The organism is Microbacterium esteraromaticum, assembly GCF_900163815.1.
In the GTDB taxonomy this organism is placed as follows: Bacteria; Actinomycetota; Actinomycetes; order Actinomycetales; family Microbacteriaceae; genus Microbacterium; species Microbacterium esteraromaticum_B.
The window spans coordinates 105,420-122,391 of sequence record NZ_FUKO01000023.1 but is presented as its reverse complement, the minus strand read 5'-3'; the positions used below and the strand labels follow the sequence as shown (position 1 = coordinate 122,391).

Sequence of the window (16,972 nt, the reverse complement as noted above, 5' to 3'; positions counted from 1 at the left end):
TATCAGCCGGGGATCAGGGCCTCGGCGGCGAGATTCGCCCAGAGCTCCTCGGGAATCTCCAGCGCCGCATAGTCGGCGTTCTGCTGCAGCTGCGCAGGGCGGCTGCCGCCGACGACCACCGCGCGGACGGATGCTGCCCGCAGTGGGAACTGGATGGCAGCAGCCGGCAGCGGCACATCGTGCTCCTTGCAGACCTCCGCGATCCGCACGAGTCGATCCCACAGCTCCTCCGGAAGCTGACCGTACTCGTACCGTCCATCACGGCGCGGCTCGCTCTGCGCGAGCAGCCCCGAGTTGAAGACGGATGCCGCGACGATTCCGGTATCACGTGCCTCGCACGCAGGGATCACATCAGCCGCAGCCGGCTGCTCGAGCAGCGTGTAGCGACCGGCGACCATGATGATGTCGAGGTCGGCTTCTCGGACCGCCCGGGCCAGAGCATCCGATGCCATCGCCCCGATCCCCACGGCCGTGACGAGCCCTTCTGTCCGCACCTTCTCAAGCGCAGGGAATGCCTCGGCGAGCGCGAGCGCGAGGTCGTGCCGCTCGGGATCGTGCAGGTACAGCAGGTCGATCTTCTCGATCCCGAGTCGCTCCTGCGACTCGGCGATGCTGGCACGGATGCCCGCTTCGCTGAAGTCCCACACGCGGCGCCGGTCGTTCGGCACGTGGAAGTCGTTGTCGGTGTCGAGTCCACCGTCGTACTCCGGGTTGGGTCGCAGCAGGCGCCCGACCTTCGTCGACAGCACGAACTCGTCGCGCGGCTTGGTCTGCAGGAAGGCACCGAGGCGCTTCTCCGACAGCCCCAGCCCGTAGTGCGGAGCCGTGTCGAAATAGCGGATGCCGGCGTTCCACGCCGCTTCGAGAATCGCCCACGCTTCGTCGTCGCTGAGCTCGCGGAACAGGTTTCCGACGTTCGCGGCGCCGTAGCCGAGCGCGGGCATGGTCAGCTCAGTCGATGACATGCTGTCCCTTCCAGGTGAACTTCGCGATGCTCGCGGCCTTCATCTCCATGCTGGTGCCCGGCTCGGTCGGAGCCATGTAGGAGCCGCCCTGAATGTCGGTGGGAACGACGAAGTGCTCGTGCAGGTGGTCGACGAACTCGATCAGACGGCCTTCGCGGGTACCCGTGATGGCGACGAAGTCGAACATCGACAGGTGCTGCACGGCCTCGCACAGACCGACACCGCCGGCGTGCGGGCACACCGGAACACCGAACTTCGCGGCCAGCAGCAGGTTGGCGATGTTCTCGTTCACGCCCGCCACGCGCACCGAGTCGATCTGCATGACCTCGATAGCATTCGCCTGCAGCAGCTGCTTGAAGATCATCCGGTTCTGCGCGTGCTCGCCGGTGGCGACGCGGATCGGTGCGACGCCGCGCGCGATCTCGGCATGCCCGAGAATGTCGTCGGGGCTCGTGGGCTCCTCGATCCAGGCGGGGTTGAACTCGGCGAGCGCGTTCACCCATTCGATCGCCTCTGAGACCTCCCAGCGCTGGTTGGCATCAATCGCGATCGGGAAGTCGGGTCCGCAGACCTCGCGGGCCTTGCGGAAGCGGCGGATATCGTCGTCGAGGTCGGCGCCGACCTTGAGCTTGATCTGGGTGAAGCCGTCGGCCATCGCCTCACGGGCCAGCCGCTCGAGCTTCTCATCGGAGTAGCCCAGCCACCCGGGGCTGGTCGTGTAGCCCGGGTAGCCGGTGGCGAGCAGCTCCTGCTCGCGTTCGGCACGACCAGGCACGGCGGCGCGCAGGATCTCCAGCGCCTCGTCGCGGGTGAGCGCGTTGGTCAGATAGCGGAAGTCGACGAGATCGACGATCTCCTCCGGGCTCATCCGCGCCAGCAGCTGCCACAGCGGCAGCCCGGCGCGCTTGGCCTTGATGTCCCACAGCGCATTGATCGCGGCGCCGATGGCCATGTGCATGACGCCCTTCTCCGGGCCGAGCCAGCGCAGCTGCGAGTCGCCGATGATCTCGCGGAAGATGCCGCCCATGTCATCCAGCAGCGGCTCGAGTTCGCGACCCACGAGGTGATCGGCAAGCGCCGCGATCGCTGCGACCTGCACATCGTTGCCGCGCCCGATCGTGAACACGAAGGAGTGCCCCTCGATGCCGTCTTCGGCGTCGGTGCGCACGATCACGTACGCGGCGGAATAGTCCGGATCCGGGTTCATGGCATCCGAGCCGTCGAGGCTCAAAGACGTGGGAAAGCGGATGTCGCTGGTATCCAGCGCGGTGATGCGGCTCACTATGCTCCTTCGGTGCGTCAGAAAATAAGACGCAGACACTTGGAGTGTAAACATCCGATGTCTATACTGTCAACGGCGGCCGCTGCGATAGCATCCGCTTCAACGACGATAAGGAGAACCATGAAGTTCGCGCGCCTTGGCGAGTCTGGAAGCGAGATTCCGGTTGTCATCGACGGAGACCACACGTTCGATCTGCGTTCCGTGACATCCGATGTGAATGGCGAGTTTCTCGCCGACGATCCGGCCGGGCGCACTCAGGCCGCGCTGAATGCCGGATCCCTCCCCGTGCTGGAGAACGCCGACACCCTGCGCATCGGCGCCCCGATCGCTCGTCCCAGCGCCGTGGTCTGCATCGGCCAGAACTACGCCGCGCACGCACGCGAGTCTGGTTCTGAGCCGCCCACCGTGCCGATCCTGTTCCTGAAGACGCCGAACACCGTGATCGGCCCGAACGACACCGTCACCATCCCCCGGGGCAGCGATAAGACCGACTGGGAGGTCGAGCTCGGCATCGTCATCGGCAAGCGCGCAGCCTATCTCGACTCGGCCGACGAGGCCGACGCCCACATCGCGGGCTACGTCGTCGCGAACGACGTCTCCGAGCGGGCGTTCCAGATGGAGGTCTCCGGCGGCCAGTGGTCGAAGGGCAAGATCGCCTTCGGCTTCAACCCGACCGGCCCGTGGCTCGTCACTCCCGACGAGGTCGACGTCGACAACCTGCGTCTGCGCAGCTGGGTGAACGGCGAGGACCGCCAGGACTCCAACACGAACGACATGATCTTCGACGTGCGCACCATCGTGCACCACCTCTCGCAGTACGTCACGCTCGAGCCGGGTGACCTCATCCTCACCGGCACGCCGCAGGGCGTCGCCTTCGGCGGGAAGTTCCCGTACCTGAAGGCCGGCGATGTCGTCGATATCGAGATCGAGGGCCTCGGCCACCAGCGCCAGGAGTTCGTCGCATGGGAGGCGTCCAAGTGAGCGGGCAGATGGAAGGGCTCGTCGCGATCGTCACCGGCGGCGCCTCGGGGATCGGTGCGGCCATCGCCGCGAAGCTGCACGACGAGGGTGCGCAGATCGGCGTGCTCGACCGCGATACCACCGGCGCGGATGAGCGGTTCGCCGCCTTCACCGCTGACGTCTCGGATCGCGCATCGGTCGATGCTGCTGTCGCCGGGGTCGCGGAGCGCTTCGGGCGCATCGACATCGTCATCAACAACGCCGGCATTGGCGCGCAGGGCGACGTCAGCGCGAACGACGACGACGAGTGGGCGCGCGTGCTCTCGATCAACGTCACCGGGATCGCCAGGGTGACATCGGCGGCACTCCCCTGGCTGCGGAAGTCGCCGTCGGCGGCGGTCTGCAATACGGCATCCATCGCCTCGACCACCGGGCTGCCGCAGCGGGCGCTGTACTCCGCGTCGAAGGGGGCCGTCTCGTCGCTCACCCGCGCGATGGCCGCTGATCACCTGCGCGAGGGCATCCGCGTCAACGCCGTGAACCCCGGCACCGCCGACACCCCCTGGGTCGGGCGACTGCTCGATTCCGCCGCCGACCCCGCCGCCGAGCGCGCCGCGCTGCAGGCCCGCCAGCCGCACGGCCGGCTGGTGTCGCCCGACGAGGTCGCCGCCGCGGTGCTGTACCTGGTGAGCCCCGCGTCGGGTTCGACCACCGGCACGTTCATCGAGGTCGACGGCGGCATGGCCGCCCTGCGCCTCCGCTCGGAGTAGCCCGTCTCAGCATCCGCGCCGCGCAGCGGGAGGGATTGCGACCGGAACGGCGTCTCCGGGGCGGGCTGTGGATAACCGCATCGGCAGACACGAAGAAGATGCCATCGTTGGCGGATGCCGCGACCACGCCCGCTCCCACCAGCACTCGGTGCGCGCTTCACCGTGCGGGATGCCGCCGCAGCAGGCGTCAACCGCGGACGCCTCCACCGCGCCGATCTGCATCGCCCGTTCCACGGCGTCCGCTCAACAGGCGAGGGGGTCCTGGACGAAGACGATGATCCCTTCCAGCGACAGCGCGCGGAACGTCGCATCCGCGCCCTGGAGTACGCCCCACGTCTGAAATCGGATCAGTTCCTCAGCCACGAGAGCGCGATCGCGCTGTACGGCGGCCCACTCCCTCTCGTGATCGCCGAGGGCGAGCCGGTCGACGGGCGATCGCTGCCCGTGCATGTCAGCACGAGGGGAACTGGTCCGCTCGTGCGCGCCGTGGGGGTACAGGGACACCGCATCCGAGCCGACGCCGCGGGACTGCGCCACCGGAGTATCGTCGCCGTGTCACCGGCGATCGCGTGGGCGCAGATGGGCGCCTGGGACCTGACCGATCTCGTCGCCCTCGGCGACTATTTCTGCCGCGCACATCGCGCAGGTCCGGGCAGGAAAGACGTCGGCAAGGCTCCATGGAGCACCATCGCCGAGCTGCATGCGACGATCGCGAATGGTCGCCGCGTCGGTATCGCCAGGCTGCGTGAAGCGGTCGAACTGATCCGCGAAGACTCCTGGTCTCCTCGAGAATCGATGCTGCGCTGCCGCATTGTGCTCGCAGGCCTTCCCGAGCCATTCCTGAACCACGACGTGTACGACCAGCAGGGACGCTTTCTCGGCTGCGTGGACCTCGCCTACCCGCATCTCAAAGTCGCGATCGAATACCAGGGCACGCTGCATCACGAGCGCTACGCCGCCGATGTCGAACGAATCGCGGCGCTGCGCGCAGCCGGCTGGACGGTGATCGAGGTGACCAGCACGCTCTTTCACCGTCCGGACGAGCTGATCTCCCGCATCCGAAGCGCTTTGGGCGCCTGACCGCTGACGCTCCGGTCGCAATACGTGCCGCCCCATGCGTCGACTGCCGATCTCCGGTCGCAATATGTGCCGCTGCAACCCGTCTGGTGCGGGACAAAGTGCGACCGGAACGTGGTGGCTGGCGAACGCGGGGCGGATGCCGCAGGCAGGTCAGCGGATGCCGTAGAACGCCAGCGCATTCGACCAGAAGATCTGCTCAGCATCCAGACCCCGCGTGTCGGCCCAGTCGGCGACGGTGCGGAACCACCGCTGCCTGGCGCCGATGAGATAGGCGCCCCCATCCGCAGCACTGAAATCGATCGACGACACCGGCCAATCGCTGCCCCACATCAGGCGATCCGGGCCGAAGGCGTCGGCCACGCTGTCCAAGAAGGGAGCGACCTGCTCATCGGCCCACACTCCACCGGCTTCAGCCGGCAATCCGGACAGCTTGCAGAACACCTGCGGGCTCGACGCGAGCTCGCGCACGTCGCCGAACCATTCGGCGGTGGGCTCCAGCGGAGCGTCCGCCGTGCCGATGACCGGCTTGCCGAGGTGATCGAGCACGATCGACAGCTCGGGAACCGCCGCGGCGAGTGCCGTGACGTCGGGAATTTGATGCGTCGTGACACAGGCGTCGAAAGTCCAGCCGCGTGCGGCCACGAGCCGCGCTCCGTCGATGAACTCCGGCCGCCGCGCGAAGCCGTCCGGCTCGGACTGCAGCAGATGCCGCACCCCGATCACCCGTTCGTGCTCAGCGAGCGCAGCCAGGTGCGCCGCGGTCTCAGCACCGCGGTCGAGCCGTGCACCGGCGACGATGGCGACAACCCCTGTCGCGTGCGCGATCGAATCCACCCAGCGCACCTCATCGAGCTGCTGACCCTCGCTCGGGTCGGCCTGCACGAAGATCGCCGCTTCTTCACCCGGACCCACAAGCTGCTCTTCGATGAGCTCGGTCTCGGCGAACGCCCAGTCGAGCGCTCCTTCGAGCCAGGAGTAGGTGAGAACTTCCGGATCCCACAGGTGCAGGTGAGAGTCGAGTACGCGCATGCGCCCATCCTGCCGCATCCGCTCCGCGAAGCCGGGCAGCCCCGTCGGCAGACATCCGATCATTGTGGGAAGATGTGGCCATGGCTGTCACTGATGAAGCGATCGAGAAGATCAAGAAGATGATCGTCTCGGGCGAGCTCGGTCCCGGTGATCGACTCCCCCCCGAGAAGGAGCTCGCCGAGCGTCTCGGGCTGTCCCGCAACTCGATGCGCGAGGCCGTCAAGGCGCTCGAGGTGATCCGCGTGCTCGACGTGCGCCGCGGCGACGGGACGTACGTGACCAGCCTCGAACCGCACCTGCTGCTCGAGGCGATCAGCTTCGTCGTCGACATGCACGACGACGACTCCCTGCTGGAGCTGTTCGCTGTCCGGCGGATGCTGGAATCCCAGGCCACTGGCCTGGCCGCCAGCAACGTAATGGCAGAGGAAGCGCAGGCGCTGCTCGACGAGATCGGGTCGGTCGATCAGAGCACCGTGTCGATCGATGATCTGGTCGCCCATGACATCCGGTTCCACACCGAGATCGTCCGCCTCACCGGCAACGGCTATCTGGCGAGCCTCATCGAGGGGCTCGGCAGCCAGACGATCCGCGCCCGAGTATGGCGCGGGCTCACCGAGCAGGGCGCAGTGGAGCGCACGCTGTCAGAGCACCGCGCGATCGCGGAGGCGATCGCCGATCACGACTCCGCGCTGGCCACATCGCTCGCCACCGCGCATGTCGCCGGGGTCGAACGCTGGCTGCGCCAGGCCACCGCGGTCTAAGACCTCGAGGCTCAATTCGGGAAGGCTCACTTGATGGATGCCGCACAGGAATGCACGCCCCAGGAGCTCATCGCGGCGGCAAAGGCGTTGCCTGCCGCCGGTATGCGAATGCTCGGGATCACGGGTGCACCCGGCGCTGGCAAGACGACGATCGCCGAGGCGATCACGGCCGCCGTTTCCGGGAGCGTGCTCGTCGGAATGGACGGCTTCCACCTGGCTGAGGCCTTGGTCATCGCGCGCGGCATTCGTGATCGCAAGGGCGCGCCGCACACCTTCGATGTGCACGGCTTCGTCGCCATCCTGGATCGCATCCGCGCGCAGCTTCCCGATTCACCGACCGTCTATGCACCCCGCTTCGATCGCGGTCTCGATGATGCGATCTGCAGCGCTGTCGAGGTTCCAGCCGCAGCCCCGCTCGTGATCATTGAGGGGAACTATCTGCTGCACGACCGCGACGGGTGGGAGCTCGTGCGGCCCGCTCTCGACGCCGTCTGGTTCCTCGATCCGCCTGAGCGGCTGCGACACGAGCGGCTGATCTCGAGACACACGCAGTTCGGTCTGGATCGCGATCACGCTCGAGAGTGGGCACTCGGCACTGACGAGCACAATGCTGTGCTGGTGCGCGCTGGCCGTGCGCGAGCTGACCGCATCGTCAGTGTCGTCTCCGGTGTCTCTTTCGGAGACGACACCCGCACGGAGGCTGAAGTCCCATGAGTGCCGAACTGCGCGACCTCACCGACACCGTCGTCGTAGTGACCGGCGCAGGATCCGGTATCGGCGCCGAAACTGTTGGCCAGCTGCTTGAGGCGGGTGCACGGGTGGTTTCCGGCGACATCTCGGCAGCGGGCCTCGACAGCCTCCGCGCGAAGCACGGCGACGAATGCCTGCGCACGGTAGTCGCCGATGTGGCGGATTCGGATGCTTGCGAGAAACTGTTGCATACCGGTGTCGCCGCATGGGGTCGCGTCGACAGCGTGATCTCGAACGCCGGCATCGGCTTCTTCGGCGGAGTGCTGGATGCCGAAGAGACACAGGTGCGGGCGATGGCGCAGGTGAACTTCCTGGGCACCGTGTGGCTCAGCCGAGCCGCGCTGCGTCACTTCCGCGAGCGCTCCGGCGGTGGCGACGTTATCGTGCTCGGGTCAGTGGCGGGTCTCGGCAGCGGTGGCGGCGGCGAGGCCATTTATGCCGCGACTAAAGCTGCGCAGATGCAGTTCGCCACCTCGCTCGACCGCGAGGTGCGTCATGAGGGCATCCGGGTCTCGGTGGTGGCACCTGCCGGAGTCAACACCTCGTTCGCTGCGGCGACAGGTCGGTTCGGCGATCTGAACCCGGCGGACGCCGACTTCCTGCACACCGCCGATGTGGCCCACGCGCTGGTCAGTACGTTGCGTCAGCCTCGACGCATCCGCACCGCGCTGTGGAGCCTATGGAGTGTGTCCGAGCCAAACGGCTGATTTCCGTTACTCCCCGGTTCATCACACCTGCGTCACGCCTGCACCACGACCTTCACCTCAGCGCCGCCGCTCGAGAGGCGGAACGCGTCGGCGACGTCATCGAGCGGCAGGCGCCGCGTGATCATGTCGTCGGCGCGCACCCCGCCGGCACGGATGATATCGATCGAGGTCTGGTAGTCCTCCGCCAGGTAGGTCGCGCTGCCCTGAATGCGCATCTGGTGATCCTGGATGAGCGGCAGCGGCACGATAACATCCTTCGCGGGCACGCCGACGATCATCACGGTGCCCGCCTTGTCAGCCAAGGCGATCGCCTGGTCCACGGTGGGCTGGATGGCCACGCAGTCGAACACCACGTCAGCGCTCTCACCGAGCAAGCCCCGAATTTGGGCGACCGCATCGGGAGCAGCGGCGTCGACCGCGGCGTCGGCCCCCATCCGCACCGCACCGTCGCGCTTGGCCTCGAGCATGTCGGTCATCACGACGGCGCGCGCCCCGGCGTGCTTGACGGCGGCGAGCACGAGCAGCCCAATCGTGCCAGCACCGATGATCACCACGGCGCTGCCTGAGACGTCACCCGCGAGCCGCACCGCGTGCACAGGCGTCGAGAGCGGTTCGATCAGCACCGCCTGCAGATCATCGAGGTCATCGGGGATGCGGTGCAGGCGAGACGAGGGAACGGTGAAGAAGTCGGCCATGCCACCCTGCTCGTACCCGCAGCCAAAAAAGCGCAGGTTCTCGCAGAGGTTGCTACGCCCGGTGCGACACATCTTGCAGTCGTTGCACGGAAGCGTCGGCTCCACGGTGACGCGGTCGCCCACCCGCCAACCGGCGACCTCAGGGCCGACCTCGCTGATCACTCCGACCACCTCGTGGCCGGGAGCATACGGCAGTGGCACGAACGGGTGCGAGCCGTGAGCGGCGTGCGTGTCAGATCCGCACACGCCCGCCACGGTCATGCGCACTTGCACCTCGCCTGCCGCCGGCTTCGGAACCTGCACCTGGTCGACGCGGAACGTGTTTACTGCTTCAACAGTCACTCGTCGCATGGTCTCTGTCATCTCTGTCTCCTGTTCGATCACGGCGTCGCAGGCCGATTCATCCCGCGGGGCGGCCCCGGGTCCCGGTCGTCTCGAAACTCGTCAGCCGGTGACGACCATGAGCTCGATGCCAGCGCCTTCAAGGTCGTCGCGCTCGTTCTCCGTGATGCGGTCATCGGTGATGATCTGTTCGAACTCTTCGACGTCAGCGAATCGGCAGAAGGAAGTGACGCCCACCTTCGGTGCGGTGACCGCGAGCACGCTTCGGCGAGCTGTGGTGATCATCTGGTGCTTGATGGCGGCCTCGGCAGGAATGGTCGTCGTGGCTCCAGCTGAGGTGAGGCCGTTGGCGCCGAGCAACGCGAGGTCGACATTCAGCCCTTCCAGGCGAGCCCGCGCGCGCTCGTCTACCGTCGCTTGCGTCAGACTGCGCACCCGGCCCGGCAGTGCGATGACCGTGAGACAGGGGTGTGCTGCCAGAACGACAGCAGCCGGCAGGTTGTTCGTCACGACGACAAGGTCACGGTCAGTGGGAAAGATCTCCGCAACCGACAGCATCAGCGCACCGGAGTCGAGCAGCACTACGCCGTCGTCGGGCAACAACTGCACAACGGCTTGGGCGATGCGGCCTCGCTCTGCGGCATCCGTCGCCCTGCGTACCAGAAGCGCCGGTTCGAACGGTACGGTGCGCACGAGCTGCGCGCCGCCGTGCTGGCGGCGCAGCACACCGTCTCGCTCAAGGTCGTCGAGATCGCGCCGGATCGTCGTGGAGGTCACACCGAGACGTGCACTGAGCCGAGCGACCGAGACTCGTCCATCGCCGGAGCGCGCCTCAGCGAGGATGGCCAGCTGGCGTTCAGCGGGGTACATGCGGCTCCTTTGACGTTTCACCGTGCGGCGATGACTGCAATTTATCGATTAGATGCCCGATATTTCATCGCTTACCGTCTCCAGTCTGCCCGAAAGTGTTGCATTACGAAAGGTTTCGAGCCAAACTGGGCATCACACCCACCGAGTGTTCCCCATTTCAGGCCGCAACCAGAACGATGAAGTCTGTGCCTGGATCGATCAATGATGAAAGGAAGACCATGGAGCTCTCCCGCAACAGACGAATTCTCGTCTCAGCAGCTCTGCTCTCCGTGACCGGTCTCGTGGCCAGCGGCTGCGCAGGCGCAGGCGCCCCCACTGGCGGCGGCGACCAGGACGGCACCACCACGCTCACGCTCGCTACCGTCAACAATCCCCAGATGAAGGACATGGAGGAGTTGAAGGGCGAGTTCGAGGACGCACACCCTGATATCAAAGTGAAGTTCATCCAGATGGAGGAGAACGACCTTCGTGACGCCGTAACGAAGGATGTCGCCACCAAGGGCGGCCAGTATGACATCGTGACCGTGGGCTCGTACGAGGTGCCGATCTGGGGCCAGAACGATTGGCTCGTAGACCTCACCGACAAGGCGGCCGACGCCGAGGGCTACGATGTCGACGACATTCTTGCACCCGTGCGCGAGGCTCTGACCGTCGACGACAAGCTCTACGCAGTGCCCTTCTATGGCGAGAGCTCGTTCGTGATGTACAACAAGGAACTACTCTCTGCCGCAGGTGTGACGCTTAGCGATCACCCCACCTGGCAGGAGGTCGCGGATGCAGCGAAGAAGGTCAAGACTGATGACGTGGCTGGCATCTGCCTACGCGGCAAGCCCGGTTGGGGCGAGCTGTTCGCGCCGCTGACAACAGTCGTTCAGACCTTCGGGGGCGGCTGGTTCGATGAGGATTGGAACGCGACCGTCGATGACGAGGGATTCACCGACGCCGTGCAGTTCTATACCGATCTCGTCAAGGAAGCCGGACAGCGCGACCCGGTGTCGACCGGATTCACCGAGTGCCTGAACCTGTTCACGCAGGGCAAGACAGCCATGTGGTACGACGCGACGTCGGCAGCGGGTTCGATCGAGTCACCCGAGCTCAGCGGCGTCGCCGGCAAGGTCGGCTACACCCACGCGCCAGTCGTCGAGACCGATGAGTCCGGCTGGCTTTGGTCGTGGAACCTCGCGATTCCGCAGACCTCACAGAAGCAGGATGCTGCCTGGGAGTTCGTAAGCTGGGCCACCAGCAAGGAGTACATCTCGCTCGTCGGCGAGAAGCTCGGCTGGAGTCGCGTTCCTCCGGGGTCGCGCAGTTCGACCTACGAGCTGCCGCAGTACCAGGAGGAAGCGGGAGCCTTCGCTTCGCTCACCAATGACATCATGAACTCGGTGAATCCGAAGCAGCCCGGCGTCAACCCCCAGCCCTGGGTGGGCATCCAGTACGTGACCGTGCCGGAATTCCAGGACCTGGGCAACCAGGTGTCACAGGAAATCGCCGAAGTCTTCGCCGGCCGCGCCACCGTCGAGCAGGCTCTGGCCAAGGGTCAGAAGCTCGCCGAAGAAGTCGGAGCGAAGCAGAAGTAGCAGCAACCGGGGAGGCCGGCCACGCCGGCCTCCCCGCATACGTCCCACGCGGTCGAGGAGGACCTGGACATGACCACAACCGCTCTGGTCACGCGGCCGGCTACCCCCGAGGGGCGCCGAAAGAAGAAGTTGATCCTCACCCAACGCGATCGCAGCTCATTGCGTCTGGCCCGCGCACTGGTCTGGCCGGCGCTGGTCGTGGCGATCGTCATCACTCAGGTTCCGTTCCTGGCCACCATCTACTACTCAATGCAGCGGTGGAATCTGCAACGGCCAGGAGATCAGGCCTTTGTCGGGTTCGAGAACTACGGCCGCGTGCTCAGCAATGGCGCTTTCCTGGAGTCTCTGCTCGCCACGGTGCTAGTAACAGGCGGTGCCGTGCTGTTCTCGGTGCTGCTCGGTTTGGGGATGGCCATGCTGCTGGACCGCAGGTTCATAGGGCAAGGAATCGCGCGCACACTGCTGATCACCCCGTTCCTGATGATGCCCGCCGCGGCGGCGCTGATCTGGAAGTGGTCGATGCTCGACTCGAACGTCGGCATGATCAACTGGGCGTTCTCACTCCTCGGCATCCCCCCGATCGCTTGGAATACCGACCTGCCCATCGTCACCATCATCATGGTGCTCACCTGGCAGTTCAGTCCGTTCATGATGCTGATCATCCTGGCGGGGCTGCAAAGCCAGCCGCAGGATGTGCTTGAGGCCGCATCGGTGGACGGCGCTGGCCCCGTGCGTTCGTTCCTGTTCATGACCCTGCCGCATCTGCGCACTTATATCGAGCTGGCCGTACTGCTGGGTACGATCATGCTGCTGCAGGTGTTCGATCCCATCGCCATCATGACTCGTGGTACGGGCGGCACCAAGACGCTGCCTTACTTGCTCTACGAGCGTGCATTCGTGGGACTCGAAGTCGGTGAAGCCGCCGCCTACGGCGTGCTCACGGTTATCCTCACGATCATCGTGGCGACCGTCGCGTTGCGCACCCTGTTCAAAATCTTCCGCACAGAAGGAGTCCGCTGATGTCCGCCGCGACAATGACTCGGTCTTCCGCGACCGCCACCGCGACTGCGAAACGCCGCTCGCCGGTGATGCGCCGCCGCAAGCCGCTGCGCCGTCGCATCACCGGCGCTGTGACCACCACCATCACCTGGGTCCTCGTTCTCGGCTTCTTCTTCCCTGTCGCCTGGATGGTCTTCACCGCTTTCAAATCCGAGGCTGCCGCTGCAACGTCCACTCCTACCTTCATCACCGAGCTGAGCTTCGATCGCTTCCAAGACGTCTTTGACCGCGGTTTCACCGCTTATCTGCTCAACTCGATGACGGCGAGCGTCATGTCCACGCTGATCGTTCTCCTTCTGGCAATTCCCGCGGCTTACGGGCTGTCGGTGCGTCCGCTGATCCGCTCGACCGACGCTCTGTTCTTCTTCATCTCCACGAAGTTCATGCCGATCGCCGCGGCGATTATTCCGATCTATCTTCTGCTACAGAACTTCGGTGCACTGGACAACATCTCTGCGCTATCGATCTTGTATGTCGGCATGAACCTGCCTCTGGCCGTGTGGATGATGCGCTCGTTCTTCAGCGAGGTACCACTCGAGATCATCGAGGCAGCTCAAATCGATGGCGCTGGCTTCTGGACCGAGCTGGTGCGCGTGGTGCTGCCGATTGTCGCCCCCGGCATCGCGGCGGCCGCATTGATCTGCTTCATCTTCGCGTGGAATGAATACTTCCTGGCGACGATCCTCACCTCCACGACAGCCCGCACGACTCCGCCGTTCCTCGGCAGCTTCGTCGACGGCAGGGGCAGCTTCCTCGCTGTCCTCTCTGCGGCGGCCACGCTTGCGGTGCTGCCGGTGGTGATCGCCGGGTGGCTGGCACAGAAACGCCTCGTGCGGGGTCTCGCCATGGGCGCCATCAAGTAGTGGCGATGTCCGCACCTCTTGTGCTCGGGATCGACGCGGGACAGACCGCCGTGAAGGCTGTCGTGCACGACGCAACGCTGCGACCGGTTGCGACCGGTCGCAGCGTGAGCCCTATCGATCGCAGCGGCGACGGATACGCCGAGCGCAGTCATGAGGCCCTGTGGCACGCCGTGCGCACCGCCATCGCCGGAGCGCTGCGCAGGGTCGATCCGGCACGCATCGGAGCCGTGGCCGTCAGCGGTCATGGAGACGGCTTGCACCTAGTCGATGCCGCCGGCCGCGGAGTAGGTCCGGCCATCACGGCGATGGACAGCAGAGCCCGGCACGAGGCGGACGAGATCGCGGCGGACCCAGCTCGCAGCGCCGTCATCCTGGCGCGTTCCGGTCAGGCCAGCGGCGCGTCTTCACCGGGTGCGCTGCTACTGTGGGCGCAGCGAAACCGACCGGAGTGGATCGATGCTGCCCAGGCGATGGTGTTCTGCAAAGACGTGGTGCGCTTGCGACTCACCGGTGACATCGTCACGGACTATTCCGACGCGACCGCGTCGTTTCTCGAAGTGGATGCCGCGACGTGGAGCCAGGAAGTACTCGACGCCTACGGGGTGGGAGGGCTGGGCGGGCTGTTGCCGCCACTACAGGGCAGTGCGGCCCCCGTAGGCGGTGTGACCCGCACCGCAGCGGAGCAGACCGGTCTTCCGGAGGGGGTTCCGGTGCTAACCGGCCTGCACGACGTGCAGGCGAGTTCGATCGGAATGGGTGCGCTGCGCGTCGGCCGGCTCGCGTGCGTGGCGGGCTCCTTCAACACGAACGGTGTGACTACCGACCGCACCGATGTCGACGCACGCTGGCAGTCACGCTTGTCGATCACTCCCGATCTGCGAATCGCGATGTCGACGTCGTCGACCGCCTCGCCGACGCTGGACTGGGCACTGCGGCTACTCGGTGCGCAGCACTCCGAGGATCGGGATCGCCTGATATCCGCCTCTGCCGCGTTGGCGCCGGAGTCCGAGACCCCTGTAGTACTGCCGTTCTTCGCCGGCTCGCCCGCCGGGCTGGAAGCGTCGGGCACGATTTCGGGTCTGCGATCCTGGCACGGGCCCGAGCATCTCATGCGCGGCGTGCTCGAGGGCATCGCACTCATGCACCACTGGCATCTGTCGGCGCTCGCCGAAGCCTTCGACTTCACGGGTGACGTCGCGCTCGGCGGCGGCATATCGCGCTCCACGCACTACGCGCAGCTCGTGGCCGACGTACTCGGCCGGCCAGTACGCGTCGCCTGCGAGGACGAACCGGGTGCATTCGGCGCAGCTGCTCTCGCTGCCGTGCACCTCGGCCTGGTTGAGAGTATGGATGCGGCCCAGAGCCTCGCTCAACTCGACCGTCCGATCTTTCCGGATGCTGACCACATGCGCTGGCAACGTAAACGCATGGACTTCGACGAGCTGATCAGAGCTAACGTCCCGTGGTGGAAGGAGCAGTCCAGTGCACGATGACAACAGCCCCTCGACGAGCACCGATTCGTCGTACGTGACAATCGCGACGGCCCGCACCAGTGCCGCCGAGCGCCACATCGTGATCCTCGAGTTGCTCGCGAGCCACGGCCACGTGCAGGTCACCGACCTCGCGAACCGCCTGAGCGTCTCGGAAGAGACCATCCGCCGCGATCTGCGTGTGCTCGAGAGGGCAGAGCGGCTCTCTCGAGCACACGGTGGGGCGGTGCCCGTCCGTGTGACATCTCTTGCCGCGGCTGATCCCGAGGGACGGGCGCTTGTCGACCAGATCTCGAACCAGCTGCCCGATGAGGGTGCCGTCTTCCTTGGCGGCGACGTCACAGGCGAACAGGCCACGGCGATGCTGGCCGACGCCTCCAAACTCGAGGTGATCGTCTCGCGACTCGATGTGGCGATCAGCCTCAGCTCACTCGTCGACCTTCCGGTGCGCTCGCTTGGCGGCGAGGTGTCGTCGTCGGGCGAGCAGTCCGGCGAGTGGTCGCGGCTTGAGCTCGAGCACATAATGGTCGACACCGCGGTGGTCTTCGTCACCGGATTCACGGAACAGGGCGAACTGATGGCGCGTCCGTCCGATGCTGCAGTATTGCGCACTGCACTGCGCCGCGCCCACACCCGCGTGCTGGCTCTCGACTCGGGATCGATTCCGGCATCTCATTTCACAGTCTTCGCCCACCTGACCGACTTCGATGTCGTGGTGACGAATGCCGAAGCACGGACCGACGAGTCATCACCGCTGGCTGCGGTGCCGACGTTGATCGTAGCGAGCGCGCCATGATCGGCGTCGTCACGATCACTCCCGCCGCGGCGATCGACCGCACGTATCGCATCGAATCAGTCACACTAGGCGTGGTGAATCGCGCCACCGAATCTCACCATGAGCTCAGCGGCAAGGGTGTCAATGTGGCGCGCGCGATAGCTCACACTGACGTGTCCGTGCGTGCAGTAGTGCCGCTCGGCCCCGTGGAGATGCCCACAGCCCTCCTCGACCCGGTGCTCGTGCCGGTGCCGATCCGACGCGAGATCCGACAGAACATCTCGGTGATCGAGACTGACGGCACTTCTACCAAGATCAATGCGCCAGCCACTCCTTTGGAGTTGACAGAGTGGGAGGCCGTGATCGAGGCGGGGTTGACGACACTGCGCAAGCTCGACGGTGGCTGGCTGGCGCTGTGCGGCAGCATCCCGAACGTCGCGGGCACGAATGAACTGGTTCCTTTTGAGCCGCTGCTCGAGGCCGCAGCGCGCGCCGGCGTGCGGATCGCAATCGACTCCAGCGGCGCCGCGTTCGAGCGCGTTCTGCGCCTCGGTGCGCAGGTCGATCTCGTAAAGCCGAACACGCATGAGCTCGCCGAGGCCGTAGGGCGCAGGCTGCACACCGTCGGCGACGTAGCCGATGCCGCCGCCGAGCTGCGCGATCGCGGCGTGCGCACCGTGTATGTGAGCATGGGCGCTGACGGCGCCTTCGTCCTGGGCGAAGATGGCTATCGCGTCGCATCAGCGGCGGCCCCCACGATGACCAACACGGTGGGAGCCGGCGACGCTTCACTGGCGGGGTTCCTCGCGTGCGTCGCACGACGGGGAGCGGATGCTCTCGACGAGGCCGCTGCGGCCGCGGCATCCTGGGGGGCCCTCGCCGTGTCGCAGTCGACGACAATCCTGACCGACCCCGATACAGCCCCGCTGGCGCAGGTGAGCGTACCCGCGCGGCACACACCATTGTCGGAGCCATCGCAGCCGTGACGACTCTG

General features: G+C 66.0%; 17 protein-coding genes. 12 read left to right on the top strand and 5 right to left on the bottom strand.

Going from position 1 to position 16,972, the window contains the following annotated elements; all coding sequences use genetic code 11:
* Nucleotides 1-2 precede the first annotated feature (2 nt).
* Together FM104_RS10735 and FM104_RS10730 are read right to left on the bottom strand one after the other, a co-directional pair.
* On the bottom strand, nucleotides 3-965 hold the full coding sequence (locus FM104_RS10735) for an aldo/keto reductase (protein ID WP_087132237.1): 963 nt from the start codon (nucleotides 963-965) through the stop codon (nucleotides 3-5).
* Nucleotides 952-2,247: an L-fuconate dehydratase gene (locus FM104_RS10730; protein WP_087132236.1), complete on the bottom strand. Its 1,296-nt coding sequence runs from the start codon at nucleotides 2,245-2,247 to the stop codon at nucleotides 952-954. Before FM104_RS10730 ends, FM104_RS10735 begins: the two co-directional genes overlap by 14 nt.
* 120 nt (nucleotides 2,248-2,367) lie before the next feature.
* Here FM104_RS10730 and FM104_RS10725 point away from each other — a divergent pair, with 120 nt between their 5' ends.
* The 3 genes from FM104_RS10725 (at nucleotide 2,368) to FM104_RS10715 (ending at nucleotide 5,057) form a co-directional block, all read left to right on the top strand.
* The gene (locus tag FM104_RS10725; RefSeq protein ID WP_087132235.1) at nucleotides 2,368-3,228 is read left to right on the top strand and encodes a fumarylacetoacetate hydrolase family protein; all 861 of its coding nucleotides are present in this window, start codon (nucleotides 2,368-2,370) and stop codon (nucleotides 3,226-3,228) included.
* Nucleotides 3,210-3,977: an SDR family NAD(P)-dependent oxidoreductase gene (locus FM104_RS10720; RefSeq protein ID WP_087132234.1), complete on the top strand. Its 768-nt coding sequence runs from the start codon at nucleotides 3,210-3,212 to the stop codon at nucleotides 3,975-3,977. The genes FM104_RS10725 and FM104_RS10720 overlap by 19 nt, the downstream gene beginning before the upstream one ends.
* Before the next feature lie 114 nt (nucleotides 3,978-4,091).
* Nucleotides 4,092-5,057: a DUF559 domain-containing protein gene (locus FM104_RS10715; RefSeq protein WP_087132233.1), complete on the top strand. Its 966-nt coding sequence runs from the start codon at nucleotides 4,092-4,094 to the stop codon at nucleotides 5,055-5,057.
* Between the two features lie 150 nt (nucleotides 5,058-5,207).
* On the opposite strand, the gene FM104_RS10710 is transcribed toward FM104_RS10715, so the two are convergent.
* Nucleotides 5,208-6,149, bottom strand: a complete 942-nt coding sequence (locus FM104_RS10710; RefSeq protein WP_256971620.1) for an amidohydrolase family protein — start codon at nucleotides 6,147-6,149, stop codon at nucleotides 5,208-5,210.
* A 17-nt stretch (nucleotides 6,150-6,166) separates the two neighbouring features.
* Here FM104_RS10710 and FM104_RS10705 point away from each other — a divergent pair, with 17 nt between their 5' ends.
* Genes FM104_RS10705 through FM104_RS10695 form a run of 3 tightly spaced genes read left to right on the top strand, consistent with a single transcriptional unit; the run spans nucleotide 6,167 to nucleotide 8,304 of the window.
* The gene (locus FM104_RS10705) at nucleotides 6,167-6,847 is read left to right on the top strand and encodes a FadR/GntR family transcriptional regulator (protein ID WP_087132231.1); all 681 of its coding nucleotides are present in this window, start codon (nucleotides 6,167-6,169) and stop codon (nucleotides 6,845-6,847) included.
* 33 nt (nucleotides 6,848-6,880) lie between these two features.
* Nucleotides 6,881-7,561, top strand: coding sequence for a nucleoside/nucleotide kinase family protein (locus FM104_RS10700; RefSeq protein WP_087132230.1), 681 nt, complete (start codon nucleotides 6,881-6,883; stop codon nucleotides 7,559-7,561).
* The gene (locus FM104_RS10695; protein ID WP_087132229.1) at nucleotides 7,558-8,304 is read left to right on the top strand and encodes an SDR family oxidoreductase; all 747 of its coding nucleotides are present in this window, start codon (nucleotides 7,558-7,560) and stop codon (nucleotides 8,302-8,304) included. The genes FM104_RS10700 and FM104_RS10695 overlap by 4 nt, the downstream gene beginning before the upstream one ends.
* A 32-nt stretch (nucleotides 8,305-8,336) precedes the next feature.
* Here the strand turns inward: FM104_RS10695 and FM104_RS10690 are convergent, their stop codons facing one another.
* Nucleotides 8,337-9,362, bottom strand: a complete 1,026-nt coding sequence (locus tag FM104_RS10690; RefSeq protein WP_256971619.1) for a zinc-dependent alcohol dehydrogenase — start codon at nucleotides 9,360-9,362, stop codon at nucleotides 8,337-8,339.
* A gap of 81 nt (nucleotides 9,363-9,443) precedes the next feature.
* Nucleotides 9,444-10,211, bottom strand: a complete 768-nt coding sequence (locus FM104_RS10685) for a DeoR/GlpR family DNA-binding transcription regulator (RefSeq protein WP_087132228.1) — start codon at nucleotides 10,209-10,211, stop codon at nucleotides 9,444-9,446.
* 218 nt (nucleotides 10,212-10,429) lie between these two features.
* Between FM104_RS10685 and FM104_RS10680 the strand changes: the two genes are divergently transcribed.
* From FM104_RS10680 to FM104_RS10655, 6 genes are all read left to right on the top strand, one after another.
* Entirely contained in the window at nucleotides 10,430-11,791 is a 1,362-nt protein-coding gene (locus FM104_RS10680) for an ABC transporter substrate-binding protein (RefSeq protein WP_087132227.1), read from the top strand.
* Between the two features lie 198 nt (nucleotides 11,792-11,989).
* Entirely contained in the window at nucleotides 11,990-12,811 is an 822-nt protein-coding gene (locus FM104_RS10675) for a carbohydrate ABC transporter permease (RefSeq protein WP_256971618.1), read from the top strand.
* Nucleotides 12,811-13,713, top strand: coding sequence for a carbohydrate ABC transporter permease (locus FM104_RS10670; RefSeq protein ID WP_087132225.1), 903 nt, complete (start codon nucleotides 12,811-12,813; stop codon nucleotides 13,711-13,713). The genes FM104_RS10675 and FM104_RS10670 overlap by 1 nt, the downstream gene beginning before the upstream one ends.
* A 5-nt stretch (nucleotides 13,714-13,718) precedes the next feature.
* Nucleotides 13,719-15,206: an FGGY-family carbohydrate kinase gene (locus tag FM104_RS10665; RefSeq protein WP_143738342.1), complete on the top strand. Its 1,488-nt coding sequence runs from the start codon at nucleotides 13,719-13,721 to the stop codon at nucleotides 15,204-15,206.
* On the top strand, nucleotides 15,196-15,999 hold the full coding sequence (locus FM104_RS10660) for a DeoR/GlpR family DNA-binding transcription regulator (protein WP_087132223.1): 804 nt from the start codon (nucleotides 15,196-15,198) through the stop codon (nucleotides 15,997-15,999). Before FM104_RS10665 ends, FM104_RS10660 begins: the two co-directional genes overlap by 11 nt.
* A complete protein-coding gene (locus tag FM104_RS10655) occupies nucleotides 15,996-16,964 on the top strand; it encodes a 1-phosphofructokinase family hexose kinase (RefSeq protein WP_087132222.1) in 969 nt (322 codons plus the stop codon). Before FM104_RS10660 ends, FM104_RS10655 begins: the two co-directional genes overlap by 4 nt.
* The last annotated feature ends 8 nt before the right edge of the window (nucleotides 16,965-16,972 follow it).

Coding starts and splice junctions, on each gene's coding strand:
- FM104_RS10735 (WP_087132237.1), bottom strand. CDS start 965: ATGTCATCGACTGAGCTGACCATGCCCGCGCTCGGCTACGGCGCCGCG.
- FM104_RS10725 (WP_087132235.1), top strand. CDS start 2,368: ATGAAGTTCGCGCGCCTTGGCGAGTCTGGAAGCGAGATTCCGGTTGTC.
- FM104_RS10720 (WP_087132234.1), top strand. CDS start 3,210: ATGGGAGGCGTCCAAGTGAGCGGGCAGATGGAAGGGCTCGTCGCGATC.
- FM104_RS10715 (WP_087132233.1), top strand. CDS start 4,092: ATGCCGCGACCACGCCCGCTCCCACCAGCACTCGGTGCGCGCTTCACC.
- FM104_RS10710 (WP_256971620.1), bottom strand. CDS start 6,149: ATGATCGGATGTCTGCCGACGGGGCTGCCCGGCTTCGCGGAGCGGATG.
- FM104_RS10705 (WP_087132231.1), top strand. CDS start 6,167: ATGGCTGTCACTGATGAAGCGATCGAGAAGATCAAGAAGATGATCGTC.
- FM104_RS10700 (WP_087132230.1), top strand. CDS start 6,881: ATGGATGCCGCACAGGAATGCACGCCCCAGGAGCTCATCGCGGCGGCA.
- FM104_RS10695 (WP_087132229.1), top strand. CDS start 7,558: ATGAGTGCCGAACTGCGCGACCTCACCGACACCGTCGTCGTAGTGACC.
- FM104_RS10690 (WP_256971619.1), bottom strand. CDS start 9,362: ATGACAGAGACCATGCGACGAGTGACTGTTGAAGCAGTAAACACGTTC.
- FM104_RS10685 (WP_087132228.1), bottom strand. CDS start 10,211: ATGTACCCCGCTGAACGCCAGCTGGCCATCCTCGCTGAGGCGCGCTCC.
- FM104_RS10680 (WP_087132227.1), top strand. CDS start 10,430: ATGGAGCTCTCCCGCAACAGACGAATTCTCGTCTCAGCAGCTCTGCTC.
- FM104_RS10670 (WP_087132225.1), top strand. CDS start 12,811: ATGTCCGCCGCGACAATGACTCGGTCTTCCGCGACCGCCACCGCGACT.
- FM104_RS10665 (WP_143738342.1), top strand. CDS start 13,719: ATGTCCGCACCTCTTGTGCTCGGGATCGACGCGGGACAGACCGCCGTG.
- FM104_RS10655 (WP_087132222.1), top strand. CDS start 15,996: ATGATCGGCGTCGTCACGATCACTCCCGCCGCGGCGATCGACCGCACG.